The sequence below is a fragment of the Maribacter polysaccharolyticus genome (assembly GCF_028882255.1).
GTDB classification, from domain to species: domain Bacteria; phylum Bacteroidota; class Bacteroidia; order Flavobacteriales; family Flavobacteriaceae; genus Maribacter_A; species Maribacter_A polysaccharolyticus.
In genome coordinates this window covers 1-16,989 of record NZ_JARBUY010000007.1, presented here as the reverse complement: position 1 = coordinate 16,989, position 16,989 = coordinate 1, and the positions used below count along the sequence as shown (strand labels likewise).

Annotated in this window: 20 protein-coding genes and 1 other RNA gene; 11 read left to right on the top strand and 10 right to left on the bottom strand. The window is 41.5% G+C overall.

Annotation, left to right across the window (positions count from 1 at the left end):
* Positions 1–119: 119 nt before the first annotated feature.
* The 4 genes from rny to PHU20_RS18110 form a co-directional block, all read right to left on the bottom strand.
* Positions 120–1,688: a ribonuclease Y gene (gene rny / locus PHU20_RS18125; RefSeq protein ID WP_274826826.1), complete on the bottom strand. Its 1,569-nt coding sequence runs from the start codon at positions 1,686–1,688 to the stop codon at positions 120–122.
* 51 nt (positions 1,689–1,739) lie between these two features.
* Positions 1,740–1,849: non-coding RNA, 6S RNA (ssrS, locus tag PHU20_RS18120), on the bottom strand.
* Positions 1,850–1,907: 58 nt separating this feature from the next.
* Positions 1,908–2,204 (bottom strand): cell division protein ZapA, encoded by a 297-nt coding sequence (locus tag PHU20_RS18115; RefSeq protein ID WP_274826825.1) that lies wholly within the window; start codon positions 2,202–2,204, stop codon positions 1,908–1,910.
* Between the two features lie 13 nt (positions 2,205–2,217).
* Complete coding sequence (locus PHU20_RS18110) at positions 2,218–2,508, bottom strand: hypothetical protein (protein ID WP_274826824.1); 291 nt, start codon at positions 2,506–2,508, stop codon at positions 2,218–2,220.
* 271 nt (positions 2,509–2,779) lie between these two features.
* Between PHU20_RS18110 and PHU20_RS18105 the strand changes: the two genes are divergently transcribed.
* Positions 2,780–4,474: a M23 family metallopeptidase gene (locus PHU20_RS18105; protein WP_274826823.1), complete on the top strand. Its 1,695-nt coding sequence runs from the start codon at positions 2,780–2,782 to the stop codon at positions 4,472–4,474.
* A gap of 683 nt (positions 4,475–5,157) precedes the next feature.
* Positions 5,158–5,817: a hypothetical protein gene (locus PHU20_RS18100; RefSeq protein ID WP_274826822.1), complete on the top strand. Its 660-nt coding sequence runs from the start codon at positions 5,158–5,160 to the stop codon at positions 5,815–5,817.
* Here PHU20_RS18100 and PHU20_RS18095 read toward each other — a convergent pair.
* Positions 5,814–6,962, bottom strand: coding sequence for a cysteine desulfurase family protein (locus PHU20_RS18095; RefSeq protein WP_274826821.1), 1,149 nt, complete (start codon positions 6,960–6,962; stop codon positions 5,814–5,816). The two genes, PHU20_RS18100 and PHU20_RS18095, sit on opposite strands and share 4 nt — an antisense overlap.
* A gap of 102 nt (positions 6,963–7,064) precedes the next feature.
* Here PHU20_RS18095 and PHU20_RS18090 point away from each other — a divergent pair, with 102 nt between their 5' ends.
* A complete protein-coding gene (locus tag PHU20_RS18090; protein ID WP_274826820.1) occupies positions 7,065–7,568 on the top strand; it encodes a hypothetical protein in 504 nt (167 codons plus the stop codon).
* A 2-nt stretch (positions 7,569–7,570) separates the two neighbouring features.
* On the opposite strand, the gene PHU20_RS18085 is transcribed toward PHU20_RS18090, so the two are convergent.
* Positions 7,571–8,119 carry a Smr/MutS family protein gene (locus tag PHU20_RS18085; RefSeq protein WP_274826819.1) on the bottom strand — a complete coding sequence of 183 codons (549 nt, stop codon included), beginning with the start codon at positions 8,117–8,119 and terminating at the stop codon, positions 7,571–7,573.
* A 60-nt stretch (positions 8,120–8,179) separates the two neighbouring features.
* On the opposite strand from PHU20_RS18085, the gene PHU20_RS18080 reads away from it, so the two are divergent.
* From PHU20_RS18080 to PHU20_RS18070, 3 genes are read left to right on the top strand one after another with little or no spacing between them, the layout of a single operon-like run.
* Positions 8,180–8,479, top strand: coding sequence for a DUF2752 domain-containing protein (locus PHU20_RS18080; RefSeq protein ID WP_274826818.1), 300 nt, complete (start codon positions 8,180–8,182; stop codon positions 8,477–8,479).
* A gap of 19 nt (positions 8,480–8,498) precedes the next feature.
* A complete protein-coding gene (locus PHU20_RS18075; protein WP_274826817.1) occupies positions 8,499–8,825 on the top strand; it encodes a CCC motif membrane protein in 327 nt (108 codons plus the stop codon).
* 28 nt (positions 8,826–8,853) lie between these two features.
* Complete coding sequence (locus PHU20_RS18070; protein WP_274826816.1) at positions 8,854–9,168, top strand: CCC motif membrane protein; 315 nt, start codon at positions 8,854–8,856, stop codon at positions 9,166–9,168.
* A 56-nt stretch (positions 9,169–9,224) separates the two neighbouring features.
* Here PHU20_RS18070 and rocD read toward each other — a convergent pair whose 3' ends face one another.
* Positions 9,225–10,502, bottom strand: coding sequence for an ornithine--oxo-acid transaminase (gene rocD / locus PHU20_RS18065; protein WP_274826815.1), 1,278 nt, complete (start codon positions 10,500–10,502; stop codon positions 9,225–9,227).
* Positions 10,503–10,819: 317 nt separating this feature from the next.
* Here rocD and rlmD point away from each other — a divergent pair, with 317 nt between their 5' ends.
* From rlmD to PHU20_RS18050, 3 genes are read left to right on the top strand one after another with little or no spacing between them, the layout of a single operon-like run.
* On the top strand, positions 10,820–12,229 hold the full coding sequence (gene rlmD, locus PHU20_RS18060; protein ID WP_274826814.1) for a 23S rRNA (uracil(1939)-C(5))-methyltransferase RlmD: 1,410 nt from the start codon (positions 10,820–10,822) through the stop codon (positions 12,227–12,229).
* Between the two features lie 4 nt (positions 12,230–12,233).
* Positions 12,234–12,728: a DUF6452 family protein gene (locus PHU20_RS18055; RefSeq protein ID WP_274826813.1), complete on the top strand. Its 495-nt coding sequence runs from the start codon at positions 12,234–12,236 to the stop codon at positions 12,726–12,728.
* Positions 12,709–13,506 carry a DUF6048 family protein gene (locus PHU20_RS18050; protein WP_274826812.1) on the top strand — a complete coding sequence of 266 codons (798 nt, stop codon included), beginning with the start codon at positions 12,709–12,711 and terminating at the stop codon, positions 13,504–13,506. Before PHU20_RS18055 ends, PHU20_RS18050 begins: the two co-directional genes overlap by 20 nt.
* 33 nt (positions 13,507–13,539) lie before the next feature.
* Here the strand turns inward: PHU20_RS18050 and PHU20_RS18045 are convergent, their stop codons facing one another.
* Together PHU20_RS18045 and PHU20_RS18040 are read right to left on the bottom strand one after the other, a co-directional pair.
* Complete coding sequence (locus PHU20_RS18045) at positions 13,540–13,749, bottom strand: hypothetical protein (RefSeq protein ID WP_274826811.1); 210 nt, start codon at positions 13,747–13,749, stop codon at positions 13,540–13,542.
* Positions 13,750–13,773: 24 nt separating this feature from the next.
* Entirely contained in the window at positions 13,774–14,943 is a 1,170-nt protein-coding gene (locus tag PHU20_RS18040) for a THUMP domain-containing class I SAM-dependent RNA methyltransferase (RefSeq protein WP_274826810.1), read from the bottom strand.
* Between the two features lie 91 nt (positions 14,944–15,034).
* On the opposite strand from PHU20_RS18040, the gene PHU20_RS18035 reads away from it, so the two are divergent.
* Together PHU20_RS18035 and PHU20_RS18030 are read left to right on the top strand one after the other, a co-directional pair.
* Positions 15,035–15,706 carry a ZIP family metal transporter gene (locus PHU20_RS18035; RefSeq protein WP_274826809.1) on the top strand — a complete coding sequence of 224 codons (672 nt, stop codon included), beginning with the start codon at positions 15,035–15,037 and terminating at the stop codon, positions 15,704–15,706.
* Positions 15,707–16,135 (top strand): DUF4268 domain-containing protein, encoded by a 429-nt coding sequence (locus tag PHU20_RS18030; protein WP_274826808.1) that lies wholly within the window; start codon positions 15,707–15,709, stop codon positions 16,133–16,135. It begins immediately after the preceding gene.
* Positions 16,136–16,160: 25 nt separating this feature from the next.
* Here PHU20_RS18030 and trhA read toward each other — a convergent pair whose 3' ends face one another.
* Positions 16,161–16,793, bottom strand: coding sequence for a PAQR family membrane homeostasis protein TrhA (gene trhA / locus PHU20_RS18025; protein ID WP_274826807.1), 633 nt, complete (start codon positions 16,791–16,793; stop codon positions 16,161–16,163).
* Positions 16,794–16,989: the final 196 nt, after the last annotated feature.

The window sequence follows — 16,989 nt, the reverse complement described above, 5'->3', positions numbered from 1 at the left end:
ACCTTAAACGATTTTGATAAAAAATGACATCGGTCATACTTTATCCAAAATGTATTTCCCCATAACAAGCTGAAAAAGGGGCCTTAAGCCCCTTTTTATCTTCCTATGACACGAAATTGTTATTTCGCGACATTTACCGATCGGGTTTCCCTGATTACGGTCACCTTAACCTGACCTGGATAGGTCATATCGGTCTGTATTTTTTGGGATATCTCAAATGATAATTGGGCGGCCTTATCATCGCTCACCTTTTCACTTTCCACAATTACACGAAGTTCCCTTCCTGCTTGGATCGCATACGCCTTTTGTACCCCATTGAAGGCAAAAGCGATTTCCTCCAAATCCTTAAGACGTTGGATATAGGAATCCAATACCTGTCTACGCGCTCCTGGTCTTGCTCCGCTGATCGCATCGCAAACCTGGATGATCGGGGATATCAAGGTCTTCATTTCAATTTCATCGTGGTGGGCACCTATTGCGTTGCACACGTCTGGTTTTTCACCGTATTTCTCGGCCCATTGCATCCCTAGAATGGCATGTGGGGTTTCTACCTCGGCCTCTGTATTCGGCACCTTTCCGATATCATGTAAAAGTCCGGCCCTTTTGGCCAATTTGGGGTTCAATCCTAATTCCGCTGCCATCACACCACATAGTTTGGCAACCTCCCTGGAGTGTTGCAGTAGGTTTTGGCCATAAGAAGAACGGTATTTCATCCTACCGACCGCTTTGATCAGTTCGGGATGCAGTCCGTGGATACCTAAATCGATAACCGTACGTTTCCCTATCTCCACGATCTCTTGTTCTATTTGTTTTTCGGTCTTACGCACGATTTCCTCGATACGTGCTGGATGGATTCTACCATCGGTCACCAATTTATGCAACGACAATCTTGCTATTTCCCTTCGGACGGAATCAAAACAAGAAAGAATAATGGCCTCCGGGGTATCGTCAACGATGATCTCTACCCCCGTAGCGGCCTCAATGGCCCGTATATTACGACCCTCACGACCAATGATACGTCCTTTTACATCGTCCGATTCCAAATTAAACACCGATACACAATTCTCCACAGCTTCCTCCGTACCGATTCGCTGAATGGTATTGATAACGATTTTTCGTGCTTCTTGCTGGGCTGTTAATTTCGCTTCCTCCATGGTGGTTTGCAAATACGCCATGGCATCGGTCTTTGCATTCTCTTTCAACGATTCCATCAACTGGCTTTTTGCTTCGTCGGCAGACAATCCAGAAATCACCTCCAACTGCTGTACCTGATTGTTATGCAGTTTTTCCAACTCTTCTTGCTTTTTCTCGAAGAATTCTTCCCGATGGGCAATATCCTTTATTTTTCGCTCTAACTGCTCGTTGAGTTTCCTGTTCTTCGCCAGCTCGTTGCTGACTTGGGATTCCTTGTCCCTTGTCCGCTTTTCCGCCTCAGCGATCTTCTTATCCTTGTTGATGATGACTTTCTCATGCTCGGCCTTTAATTCCAAGAACTTCTCCTTAGCCTGCAGAATCTTGTCTTTCTTAACGTTCTCCCCTTCGAGTTTAGCCTCTTTCAGGATTGAACTGGCTTCTTTTTTCGCATTGCTGATGGTCTTTGAAGCCTTTCCTTTCTCCAAAAACTTCGCAATAATGAACCCTATGACCAGGCCTCCGATTGCGACTAATATAAGTGTGGTAATGTCCATAATTTGAATATTTATAATATAAAAAAAACCCACATTGGGGAAGTTTTGTACAAACTCCTGTAAACAGGTTTAGGGCTAACAGACTGATCAAGGATCCTTATACGAGTAAGGCCTGCTTTTACAATCTAAACTCACCCTTTTTAAACTAATTAATGTTGAGTTTGTCAAAAGATAATACCAATGTGGGCAGTAACTTATTGTTATTTAAAAGAACTTATTTTATTTAATACCTAGCTTTGAATCCAACAATTCGTCCAATGCCCTTAATCGAGCAGTGGCCTCTTGATTGCCTTCAGATTGATCTATACCACGCTGTTCAATTTTGGATGCAAACTGCAATGCACACATTGCAAGTACATCCTGTTTGTCCCTTACGGCATAACTCTGTTCAAATTTTTTTGCCAATTGCTCAATATTCTTCGCGGCTTTACGCAATCCCTCCTCTTGGCTGGGATCGATTGTCAAGGGATACACCCTATCAGCAATCGAAAGTTTGATTTTGAGCCTTTCTGACATTTTAATTTTAACCTTATTCAGCAAGTTGGGAAATACAATGATCCAACTCCCTGATTAATGTATTTATCTTAAGCTTAGCTTCTGTTTTATTTGTATTACTGCCAAGCATCGAATTTGCAAGTTTGAGTGAATTATACTTTTGTTCCCATTCGAAAACAACTTTCTCGGTCAAATGCATTTGGTTTCTAGTAGAAACCAGTTCCTCTTTCAACTTCTCATTAGCATGTTGCAACATCTGTAATTGATGTAACAACTTACTGACTTTGTTTTCCAAGGAATCAACAATTTTGACCAATTCGCTCATATACAATACCCAATGCCTATTACACAAAGTTAACATAGATATAAACACTGGGCAATACTTTTTCAAAATAATCTTTAAGTATTACTTTAAATACTGATATTAAGAGCCATAAAAGATGAAACATTCCGAATTCCGGACAGTTTTTGACCCTTGATGGCGGTTAATTGTTTCCATCTGATTAATTTTATCGCTTATTTACGTATTCCAATACCGTATTCTTACTATTTATACGTCGTATTCGAATACAAGATTTCCAAGATCAAAAAAAAACATGGGCAAAAGATTTCTTATTTTTCTATTACTTTTTTCACTGGGTATTTCGGCCCAGGACGCTGCATATCCGATGGAGGAATTCCGTCCTCCCCTGGACATTCCTTTGGTACTGGCAGGCACTTTCGGCGAACTACGCAGCAATCATTTCCATTCCGGAATCGACATAAAAACCCAGCAAAGACAGGGACTGCCCGTGTACGCCATAGGAAACGGTACGGTAACAAGGATCAAAGTGGCATTATGGGGATACGGAAAAGTCTTATATGTAGCCCACCCCAACGGGTACACTTCGGTTTATGGCCATTTACAGAAATTCGCCCCAAAAATCGAGGAGTACATAAAAAAGTTACAATACAGTAAAAAGTCGTACGAAGTGGAGGCTTTTCCCGAGTATGGGGAGATTGAACTTAAAAAAGGTGAAATCATTGCTTATAGTGGAAATACGGGTGGTTCATCGGGTCCCCATTTACATTTTGAAATAAGGAACAGCATTTCGGAAAAACCCACGAATCCCCTAATGTACGGCCTAGAGGTAAGGGATGCCACCAACCCGACTTTGGTAGGCCTTTATGGTTATCCGTTATCCGAAAATGCCCAACTTAACCAAAGTGCCACGAAAACACAGATCAACTTTACGCGTCAAAAAGACGGTTCTTTCCTTGCCGACAAAGTTACTGCCCTCGGAACGATTGGTTTTGGTTTTATCGGTTTTGACCGCCAAGATCTGGCCGCAAACAAAAATGGCGTGTATTCGGTACGGCAGGTAGTGAATGGCCAGGTAAATACGGAATATGATTTTGAGAGTTTCTCCTTTGCGGAAACACGCTATATCAACACATTGATAGATTACGATCACTTTGGCAAATACCGACAACGTATCCAAAAATGCTTTAAAAGTCCGGGCAACCATCTGAGCATCTACAACACTTTGGTCAATGACGGCAAAATCGTTGTGAATGAAGGACTTTCCTATACCGTTGAAATTTTGATTTACGATTGGGAAGGTAATTTGACCAAATTGATCATTCCGGTAGAAGGGAAAAAACAAGACCTTAAAATCAAGGATGAAAATCCCAAAACCGATAACTACCTGATTGCCAAACGCCCCAATAATTACGATTTGGGATTGGCGAAAGTATATTTCCCAGCCAATACCTTCTACGAAGATTTCTATATAGATCTGGAAAAAGGCAACGATACGGTCAAGGTACATAACAATCACGTACCGGCCCACAAGAATTTCACCATGACCTTCGATGTTTCGAAATATACCGAGGAAGAACGCAAACAACTTTTCATTGCCCGATTGGACAAACATTTGAAACCCAGCTATACGTCTACCTATAAAAGGGGCAATACATTCAGCACACGAACCCGAAACTTGGGCACCTACACCCTGGTCAAGGATACCATTGCCCCTAAGATCAGGACGAAAAACTTTAAAAATAAACAATGGCTTACCAACTACCGTTATTTAAGCCTAATGATCTCGGATGACCTCAGCGGTATCGATACGTATTCCGCAACTTTGAACGGGGAATGGATCCTTATGGAGTACGAACCCAAAACCAAAACCTTAACCTATAATTTCGACGATAGGATTTTGGATAAAAAACAATGCCTGCTAAAGGTCAACGTTAAGGACAATGTAGGGAACAGTACCACCTACGAGGTAACCTTTTATAGAAATTAACACCTTGAAATGCCCTGATCGTTAATCTGGAACAACGGGGAAGCGTTTTTAACGGAAAAAGAACATTGGAATGGGGTGTAAAATACACCCATGAAGACATTCGCGACCGACTAAGGGAATCCTTTTATATGGATTCAGCAGGTTTTTCGGTACGCCCCCGCCTATCGAATATACCAACAACCAACCCGAAACTGCTTTTGAATTCCCGCCTGTTACCTATGAAAGTGCCATGGCAAGGAATTTTATCGAGAACAATCGACCAACTTCCAAATTGGGGATTCTTTTCCAGGATGATGTACCCGCCATCATGAATTTAAAAATGCACCTCAATCCCGTTTATACTACCGGGGTTCCCAAGGGGATCGCACAGTTATGCCGATCCTTATATTTTTCAGAATAGATTAAGGGATTATAAACGTGCAGATTTAGGAATTTCACATATTTTTGTAGCCGGGAAAAACAATTATGGAAAAAACCCTTGGTTTCATGGATTTAAGGAAGTGAGTGTTGGTTTCGAAATCTTTAATCTGTTCAATAACCAAAACTCGATCACCAATACATGGATCAAGGATGTAAAGGGCAAAAATGAATTTTGCCGTTCCCAATTATAGGACAAGTCGGGTATGGAACGTACGACTTAAAATGCGGATGTGAAAAAGAAACAGCCGTCAACAATTGATGAAATGAAAAAGTTATTTGTATTGATGCTCCTCATGAGCGGTTATTTGGTAAGTGCCCAAAAAAATATCTATGAACATAAGAATTTTGATCGGTTAAGTCAGGATCATAAAGTTTTGGCCATTTTACCATTCCTAACCAATTTGGATTTAAAACATGATATCCCAAAAGATGAATTGGAACGATTGAAGGAGAAAGAAGGTTATACCGTTCAAAATGCCCTGGAAACCTATTTCTCCAAACGGAAGACGAAAAAGAAATTTTCCGTCGAGTTCCAAAATACCAAGAACACCAATGCCATGCTGGCCCAGCACAATATTACCTACGAAAATATTGACATCTATACTACGAAACAGCTAAGTGAAATTTTACAGGTCGATGGTATAATCAGCGGCAGCATAGATCTCAACATCCTATTGTCCAAAGGTGTCCCAACGGAATTCAATTTTATGGATTATTTCATGGGGGATTCCTATTATGGCCGAATCGGCATTAAGATAAGTGATGGGCAATCCGGCAAGTTACTTTGGAAATACGAGAAAAAAATCGATAAAAAGACAGGGAAGAACACTTTTGATTTAATCGACAAGATGATGAAACTTGCCGCACGAAAATTTCCGTATGACCGGGAAAAGAAAAAAGACAAGGACAAGAACAAAGATTAACCTTCCACCAACTCCTTTAACACCCCGATCGTATAATCCAACTCTTCGATACCATTGTAGCTGGAAAATGAAAATCTCAACGACGTTTTTTTGAGCGCTTCTTCACTGAGCAATTCATTCAGCACATGGGACCCTGCATCACTACCTGATTGGCACGCACTGCCTTTGGAACAAGAGATGCCTTTCATGTCCAAATTGAACAAAAGCATTTTTGTCTTATCATCATCCAAAGGCAAACCGATATTTACCAACGTGTAGGTACTCTTTTCCATGGAACCTGAAAGTCCGTTAAAAAACACCCCGGGTATCTGTTGCCTTACCTGATCGATGAAATAGCGTTTGAGTCCCTCAATATAGGTCCGTTCTTCCGCAAGATTTCGATAGGCGATTTTAAACGCCTCTTCAAGACCTACTATATTATGTACGGCTTCGGTGCCAGCCCGAAGTCCCCTTTCCTGACCTCCCCCGGAAATCATCGGTTTCAATCCCGAATGTTGGCGTACAAATAAAAAGCCGACCCCCTTAGGGCCGTGGAACTTATGGGCCGAAGCGACCAAAAAATCTATAGGTGTCTTACTCACGTCCCATTTATAATGCCCAATGGCCTGAACCGTATCGGAATGGAACAACGCCCCGTTCGCCTTACACATTTTAACCACTTCGTCAATCGCCAATAAGTTACCGATCTCATTATTGACCTGCATGAGACTTACCATTTTTTTGGTATCGTCTTCTTGCAACAATTCCTGTAAATGGGAGGTTTGTGGATTGCCGCTTTCATCGAGTGCGACATATTTTACGGCAATGCCATGATCGGCTACGAGATCCTGGGCCGTATGCAATACCGCATGATGCTCAATTTTGGAGGTTATAATGGTTTCGACCCCCAAATCGCGAACGGCACTCCTGAGTACCATATTATCCGCCTCGGTCCCACCGGAAGTGAAAATGACCTCAGAGGGGTGGGCCTTTAGTTCTTTGGCTATGGTTTTACGCGCGGTTTCAACGGCCGTTTTGGCTTTACGGCCCTGACCGTACGTCGACGACGGATTCCCATAACAATCTGTCAATACGCCTTGCATTCGCAGAACGACTTCATCCCTGACCCGGGTGGTGGCCGCATTGTCTAGATAAACATTTTTCATGGGTAGGCTTACATCTAAAAGATGGGCAAAATTAAAGGATTAAAATGTAAAATCTATCCCAAAGTAGATAAACTTATTGTTTATTTGATTTAAATTTGAGGCATGAAAAACCTATTTATTTTATGCCTATTCGCCTTGCTTCTTTCGTGTAGTGATGGTGATTTACAGATTGAGACCATTGATTTCGACAGTGAGGACATCGAGTACTGTGACGATGTTACCGTAGGGGTAACGACCGTGCTGTTCAAAATCAGTGATGATGAGGCCCTGATCCTTGTTTTACCCGACGACGTATTGCTGAATGAAGTTTCAGAATCAACGATAACCAGTGAAATCCCAGATGACTCCTCCTTGACCTATCGCCTTTTTTCCGATGATGTGGACAGCGATTATTTTTGCAATATCATTCCGGATTCCACACCTTTCGTAGAAGAGGAAATGGAAGCCGAAAGCGGTTATGTCTATATCACCACAACCACTGATGATTCCATTACCTACACCCATGAGATTACCTTAGGTGACATTTCTTTCGTTACTTCCGAAAACACCCGAATTACCGATTTAAGTATTGAAAATTTTGGTAGCGTCACCACCTCCACGGAATAGTTTCAGCTATTTTGGTAAATATAGATCTCGGTAGCCCCCAATCCGTATTTTTGGTAATCGGCATCATAATATTTTATATTGTCGTACCGACCGAACAGAAAATGGAGTTCTTCCTTAAGGACCCCTTCACCGACCCCATGGATAAAGACCACTTTTTGTATGCGTTTTTGCATGGCAAATTCCAATTGGCGCTTAGCCGTTTCCATTTGTAAATTCAACATCTCATAATTGCTCATCCCCTTGGGGGATTTTACCAATTGGTTAATATGTAGATCAACTTCCATTTTGGGGGCATTGCGTTCCTTAGCCTTAAAAACGGTCGTTTTCTTTTTTTTGGTTACTTCCTTTTCCGACTTGACCCGGGCCACTTCATAGTTCGTTACCCGTATGGCATCGGTATGGGGTATTTTAACCAATTCATTATCGGCAAATTGCATTTCGAAACCATCTTCGGTTTCAATGGTGATTTCAGTACCGTTTACCGTGACCACGACCCCATGTTCCATTCCATCGAGCACCTCTACCTTATCCCCTACTTTAAAAAGCCGCATAAATTTATTTTATACCCCAAAAATAATGGTTATTTTCCCCAAATAATAATAAATGGAAAAATGCAACTGGCCAATTTCATGATCTCCTTGGATGATTATATGCTCCCGTGCCTGAACAAAAAATTATTTGGTTTCGATTGTCCTGGTTGTGGAGCCCAACGTGCGGTTTCCTTTTTATTACAGGGCGAATTTGCCGAGGCCTTTGCCATGTACCCGGCCATTTATACCATTATCCCCTTATTGGGCTTTTTATTGGCCGATAGTTTTTTTACGATCAAATTTTCCAACAAAATCATAATTACCTTAATGGTTTCGAGTGTCGTGTTGATACTCGGTAACTACATCTTGAAATTTATATAACAACCTAACCCTTTAAATTATGGAACAACAAAAATTACCTAATGTAACCCTATCCCTAATACTTTCGATATTATCGTTTATTTGCTGCTGTTTTAGTGCCGGAATCGGAGGAATCGTACTTTCAGGTATCGCTTTTTTATTGACCAAAAAAGATGAGAACCTGTACAAACAGAATCCCGAGAACTACAGCAATTACAGCACCTTGAAAACCGTTAAGATCGTAGCTATCATTGGTCTGGTTTTAGGCGTATGCTCATTGATCTGGACTATATACTCCGTTCAACAAATGGGAGGTTGGGATGCTTATATGGAGCAGATTCAGGATATGATGGACCAATTACAATAAACCACTGGCATAAACGTAAATCATAACCATGCATAGAGAAACCTTACCCGATTCCGGGAATGTATTGACTTTTGGTATATTGTCAATAGTATTGACCTTATTATGTTGTGGACCCTTTGGGGGCATTTTCGGCATAATAGGACTTTCAAAGGCTAAAAAGGCCGAACGTATATACCATATTGAACCGGAAAGATATTCGGGGTACGATAATGTAAAAACCGGGAGGATCCTTTCCTATATCGGAATTGCTTTGGCCGCCATATTATTGGTTTTCACCATAATTTATTTTGGGGTTATTGCAGCTATAATAGCCGGTGCCGCCTCTGAAGGTGCTTTTCAATGATCGGCAAATAGCAAATCCATTCAAAAAAATCCCCTGGAAAACTTCAGGGGATTTTTTTATTTTTTAAATTCTCTCAGGGTTTTCGAGATGATCGACACACAATCCAATAACTGCTCCTTGGTCATGACCAAGGGCGGTGCGAACCTAATGATATTGCCATGGGTTGGTTTGGCCAAAAGTCCGTTTTCCTTTAGGGCCATACATATGTCCCAGGCTGTGGAACTGTCTTCCGTATCATTGATCAAAATGGCATTCAACAGCCCTTTGCCACGGACCTTTAAGACCAAATCGGTCTGCGCGATCAATTTTTCCATTTCACTTCTGAAAAGTTCACCCAATCGATCGGCATTCTCTGCAAGTTTCTCTTCTTTCACTACCTCTAGCGCCGCAATGGCCACGGCACAGGCCAAAGGATTGCCTCCAAAAGTGGAACCGTGGTTACCGGGGCGTATCACCTCCATGATATCATTATTGGCCAATACGGCGGAAACCGGGAATACCCCTCCCGAAATCGCCTTACCCAAAATAAGTATATCGGGTTTCACCTCTGGGGAACCGCTACATGATCTATCGGGACAAGAACAATTGCCACAGGTGGCCAAAAGACGTCCCGTCCTGGCAATTCCTGTCTGTACTTCATCCGCAATGAAAAGCACGTTTTTCGATTTACATAAATGCAAAGCTTCACTTAAGTAATTCCCATCGGGAACGAAAACACCGGCTTCACCCTGTATGGGTTCCACTAAGAACGCCGCTACATTCCCATCTTCCAAGGCCTCCTCCAATGCTTGGATATCATTATAGCGGATAGAAACGATCCCTGGGGTAAACGGCCCGAAATTCTCGGTAGCCACTGGATCGTTGGATGCAGAAATAATGGTTATCGTCCTTCCGTGAAAATTATTCTGGCAAACGATGATCTTTGCCTTATTGGCTTCAATCCCCTTTTTCTCATAACCCCATTTACGTGCCAACTTTATTGCCGTCTCAACAGCTTCGGCACCCGTATTCATGGGTAATACCTTATCAAAACCAAAATAGTCCGTCACATACTTTTCGTATTTTCCGAGCATATCATTATAAAATGCCCTGGATGTCAACGTTAATCTTTCGGCCTGTGATTTTAAGGCGTTAACGATTTTGGGGTGACAATGACCTTGATTTACAGCGGAATAGGCCGACAGGAAATCGTAGTATTTCTTTCCTTCCACATCCCATACATATACCCCTTCCCCCTTACTTAAAACCACGGGCAAAGGATGGTAATTTTGTGCTCCGTACTTTTCTTCCAAGGCGATAGCCTCATTGGAACCTTTATTTTCTAAGACCGACATGTTATTCGATTTTTCATTAAAATTTCAGCAATTCCTTCTTAGGGAGAGAAATCATCCTATCGTGGTAAACAAAAATAGAAAATATTATCCTTTCAAGGGTCTTTTATAATCGAATATGGATTTCAGCCCAAGAGCCCATATATCGCGGTTCAGTCCGTTTAAAACACCACACTATCCAATCGAATCCTGGAGCAGGAACCTCTAATGGATTATTTACCACGGTTGAATGCAATACAGGTGCTTCTTTTAGGATATTTTTATCAGTATCCCATAAAAGATTTCGGTAATAAATGCATTGCTATTAGTATTTTTGCTGCATGCGAAAAAAGAGAAGAAATCAAGTTTTCGAGAATGTTGAAGTCATCGATGCAGGTGCCAAAGGCAAAACCGTCGGTAGAGCCCCGGACGGTAGGGTCATTTTTTTGACCAATACGGTGCCCGGTGATGTCGTGGATGTAAGGACTACGAAGAAAAGAAAAGCGTATTTCGAGGGGGTGGCCACCACTTTCCATACTTATTCAGAGAAGCGTACAGCACCCCAATGCGAACATTTCGGAATTTGTGGTGGATGTAAATGGCAACATATGGGCTATGAGCATCAATTGTATTACAAACAAAAAGAAGTTGAAAACAACTTAAGACGCATCGGCCATTTAGAGTTTCCGACACCTAATGCGATTTTGGGATCTGAAGAGCAGTACTTTTACCGCAACAAGATGGAATACTCTTTTTCGGATAGCCGTTGGTTATCCTTGGAGGAAATTCAATCGGAAGCTGAAATCAAAGACCGAAATGCCCTAGGTTTCCACATCCCTGGGATGTGGGATAAGATCTTGGATATTAAAAAATGTCACCTACAGGCAGATCCCTCGAACGCCATTCGCTTGGAAGTGAAAGATTTTGCCCTAAAGAACAATATCCCTTTTTTCAATCCACGCAACCAGCATGGGATGCTACGCACCTTGATGATCAGGACGGCATCTACCGGAGAGATCATGGTCGTGCTCCAATGTTTTGAGGACCATACAGCCAAAAGGGAACTTTTACTCCAACATCTCAAAGAAACCTTTCCCGAAATAACTTCCTTGCAATATGTGATCAACAGCAAACAGAACGACACTATCTATGACCAGGATATCATCTGCTTTTCGGGCAGGGATTACATCGTAGAGGAAATGGAAGGGTTACAGTTCAAAATAAATGCAAAATCGTTCTACCAGACCAATTCCAAACAGGCTTATGAACTGTATAAGGTAACCAGGGATTTTGCCGGACTTACCGGAGAAGAGCTCGTATATGATCTGTATACCGGTACCGGGACCATTGCCCAATTCGTTTCAAAAAAAGCTAAAAAGGTTGTGGGGATAGAATCTGTTCCTGAGGCCATCGAAGATGCCAAAGCAAACGCTGCCAACAACAAAATCGACAATGTCGACTTCTTCGTCGGAGATATGAAAAATGTGTTCAATACGGAATTTATCGAGGAACATGGCACCCCCGATGTTATTATTACCGACCCCCCAAGGGACGGTATGCATAAGGATGTTGTTCAACAGCTCTTGAACATCGCCCCTAAAAAAATAGTGTATGTAAGCTGCAACAGTGCTACCCAGGCCCGGGATCTGGCTTTGATGAAAGATCATTATGCCCTAACCAAAGTACAGGCCGTAGATATGTTCCCACAGACACACCACGTAGAAAATGTCGTACTTTTGGAAAAGTTATAGCCGCATGAAAAAAATAAGCACTGCATTTGTCATCCTGATCATAGGCATATTGTCTTTCTCAGGATGTGAGAAAGATGATATTTGTACCGATGGCGATGAACCTTTATTGGTAATCCGATTTTATGATGCTTCGGACACCGACGAATATAAGGATGTTACCAACCTGGAGGTGAAAGGGGTAACGGAAACCGATACTTTGGACGTTATCGACAATGCCGACTTGGATTCCATCGCGCTTCCCCTAAGGGCTACCTACTCCTATACCTCATTCCTGATATCCCGGCAAGAATCGAATGAAGATACCGAGAATATTGATGTCCTTACGTTCTCCTACGAGACGAACTCGGTCTATATTTCCCGTGCCTGTGGATATGTCGCCAATTACGAAAATCTGAGCGACAGTTTGACCACCGATTCGGATAACTGGATAGAAAGCATTGAAGTCGTAAACACCACCGTAGAAAATTCAGACTCAGCCCATGTTAAGATTTATCACTAGTAGTAGTCTTTTATTATGCGTTTTTTTAGGATTTGCGCAGCAAGAACCCATTGACCTGCAGCCCAAAGATACCGTTGTACACAAACAGACGTACGGATTAAGGGTAGGAATCGATTTAAGCCGTATTATCCTAAACCAGACCAATGACGATTACCAAGGTTTGGAAATCGTTGGGGACTACAGGCTATCGCATAAGTTTTACCTGGCAGCGGAATTGGGAAATGAAAAGAAGACCACACAGGAAGACCTTTATAGCTTTACGACATCTGGCAGTTATCTAAAAGCAGGGGTGGATTTCAACACTTATGAAAATTGGTATGGCATGGATAATTCCATCTATATAGGTGGAAGGCTTGCATTCAGTAGTTTTAGCCAAACCTTGAATTATTACCAATATTACAATTCCGACAGATATTGGTATGAAGATGATTTTGCCACCGGTTCGGAAGAAGCTGAGGAATTTAGCGGGTTGAATGCTGCATGGCTCGAATTTGTATTGGGCTTAAAAGCCGAATTGTTCGCCAATATTTATTTAGGGGGAAGCGTAAGGCTTGCCGCTTTAATCAGTGACAAAGAACCCGATAATTTCTCGAATCTGTTCATTCCCGGGTTCAATAAAGTTACCGATGGCAGTTTATTCGGGGTCGGTTATAATTTTTCCATCACCTATTTGATCCCCTTATACAAAAAGGCGAACAAGCACAAAAAGCAAAAACCACAAATGGAACAGCAGCCAGAACGCCCCGAAATGAACAACAGTGAAGGCCCTAGAAATTAAAGCTTGCCCAAAATCCCTTCTATCAATTTACATTCAGACTTCACGAAATCCTTTGATGAAAATCCATTTCATTAGGACTTTTTCATCTTCATTCATTTTAACCACCCCAAATTTAGGGGCCAGGATACTTGCGGTAAAAGCTGCGGCCAAGGCCAAGTAAAACCGACCTATATCAAAAATTTGACCCAAAGCGAACCGAATAAGCAGGAACAAGATGGCAAAACCCAAAAAATTGAATATCATAGCGCGTGTTTTCGGTTTCATAGGCTACCCATTGTCTTTATTTTGATATTTGGCTTTTTTACTGCCCTCGTACATCACATATTTGACCAAGCGAGATTCTAAATGACTATTGAATACCTTGATTTTTCTAGAAGGCCTTAACCCTACGAATTTCAAGGCTTCCAGGTTGGAGGTAATGAACCATGCATCGGTCCCCGGGTATTCCTGCTTTAGGGTATTGCCAATTGAAGCATAAAATTCCTCCATATCAAGATTCAAACGTTCTCCATAGGGGGGATTAAAAACCATGTGCAAATGGTTTTCGGTAAACTTTGTCGAGTCGAAGAAACTTTTACGTTCTACCGTAATATATTCCGAGAGATTGGCATTTGCGATATTATCGATGGCTTTACGTACAGCGGAGGGTGCTTTATCATAACCCACGATCTTATGATGAAACTCACGGGTTTTGTTTAAACTACTTTCAATGATCTTTTCAAAAAGTTCCTCATCGAAATCGTTCCATTTTTCAAAAGCAAATTCCTTTCTATTGATGTTTGCCGGTATATTACATGCGATCATGGCAGCTTCGGTCAAAAAGGTTCCACTTCCGCACATGGGATCCAAAAAGTCGGATTGCCCATCCCATCCACTCATTAAAAGCAACCCCGAGGCCAACACCTCATTGATCGGGGCAATATTGGTGGCCGTCCTGTATCCCCTATGATGCAAAGACCTTCCGGAACTATCCAATGAAATGTTGCAATGTTCCTTATGGATATGGACATTGATCCGCATATCCGGAAATTTCACATCAACATCGGGTCGTTTTCCGTCGGTGTCCCTAAATTTATCCACAATGGCATCCTTTATTTTCTGGGAAACATAAAGCGAATGGGTAAATACATCGGAAAACAAGGTGGTATCGATGGCAAAGGTCGCATCGGGCGAAAGGATCCCGGTCCAATCCATTTGATAGATTTTTTTATAAAGCTCATTTTCGTTGCGAACGGAAAATGAATGTATGGGCTTAATTATTTTTATGGCCGTACGTAAACAAAGGTTGGCCTTGTACATAAAGCCGGTATCCCCTTCAAACGAAACGTTACGTATGCCCTCTTTGACATTACCGGCCCCTAGGTTTCGTAATTCCTTGGCCAAAAGTTCTTCAAAACCAAATAAGGTCTTGGCCACCATTTTAAAATTATTGTTCATATGCTTTATAAAGATTGCCACAAAAATACAGTATTTTTGCGCCATCCACGACAGATGGATTTAATTAGTAGTTGCCACTAAACCTTCATTAATGACTTATGTACTGCTCATTTTAGGAGTGTTGTTAAGCTTTGCCTTTGTATACTTCGTAAAACCTACAAACAATACAAATTTAAAACTCCTTTTGGCTTTTAGTGGCGCCTTTTTATTGGCATTGACGATATTCGAACTTTTCCCTTCGGTTTATGAAATATCCGATTCCAAGACCATAGGCGTATTTATCATGTTGGGTATTTTATTGCAGATTTTCCTTGAATTCTTCTCCAAGGGTGCGGAACATGGCCATATGCATATCGATACCGAAAAAACGGATTTCCCATGGTTATTGTTCGTGAGTCTATCGATCCATTCTTTATTGGAGGGTTTTCCCATTGAAAATCACGATCACCTCATTTATGGTATTCTTGTCCATAAAATACCGATTGCCATCGTATTGAGTATTTTTCTTTTGAATTCCAAAATCAAATTTACCCATGCCCTGTTCTTTATGGTCCTATTTTCATTGATGACCCCGATTGGGAATTATCTGGCCGCACATTTCGAATTTGCCACTACCTACTATGTAGCGATCACCGCATTGGTCATAGGTGTGTTTTTACATATTTCAACGGTTATCCTCTTTGAAAGCTCTGAGGGCCACAAGTTCAATTTGAGAAAACTGGTGGTCATTTTATTGGGCATCGTAATCGCATATGCCCTTTAAATGTTCAGCAAGGAGGAATCAAAGAAATTACGCCAGGAATTCTGGGTTGCTTTCGGAAAATCGTTCCCCCGTAAATGGATATTGTACAATACCAAGATCAAAGGCCTTTCCTTAAAGTTCCATTTCGGTTTGAAAACAGCCATGGTATCGCTGGATATTGAACCTACCGATTTGGCCGTACGGATGGCACTTTGGGATAAATTATCTTCTTTGGAATCGATCCTGAAAAACGATTATCTCCCAGAAGTCGTTTTTAATGATTCGTTGATATTGGATAATGGGAAAGAAATATCCCGGGTGTACGTACTTTTGGAAAATGTTTCCATCCACAACAAAAACACATGGAGGGAAACGATGGAATTTTTGAACGATAATATGTTACTTTTTGAAGCTTTCTTCAATGAATACCGTGATATAATCGCACCCTGAATATTGTCGGCAATAGTACCTACTTTCACACGACATCACAGTATATCAAGAGCCAATGGCTCAGTGCCCCTCCAAGCACAAACAAATGCCATATAAAATGATTATAAGGTATCCTTTTCCAAGCATAAAAGATGGTGCCGACAGTATAGAATGCCCCGCCCAAAAAAAGTAATTTAAGACCCAGTCTAGAGGAATATTCCAAAAGGTTGGGAAAATCCAAAACAATCAACCACCCCATGGCAATATATAAGATCAAGGAGAATGCCTCAAATTTTCCTGTAAAGAACAATTTCAATAGGGTCCCCACAGCTGCTATCCCCCAAACCACATAGAAAATAAGCCACCCTTTGCCATCTACCAGGGTAATGAGGGCCATAGGGGTATAGGTACCGGCGATCAATACGTAAATACTTATATGATCCAATATCCTTAGTTTTCGTTTTATACCAGGATTGGAAACGGAATGGTAAAGGGTTGAGGCCAAAAACAGTATTATGAACGACATACTGTAAATAATGATACTTAGTTGGGCATATTCGGTTTTATCGGAATTATGCCGCAGTAGGAAAAACAATGCCACAATACCGAACACCACTCCGATGGCATGTGAAATTGCATTCCATTTTTCTTCCGTATGATATGACAATTCCTTGACCATGACCTATTACCTAGTAAGGAAACAAAATTACAAAATAGCGCCAATCATTCCATCGAAAAGCCTGATTGTCCCTTGGATTTATGTCGATTAATGGTTTATTATTTTACATACTACTTAAAATCCGGGCAAAAAAAAACCCCGACGATGCGGAGCATGTCGGGGTTCAAGGAAGGCGGCGGCCTACTCTCCCACTTGG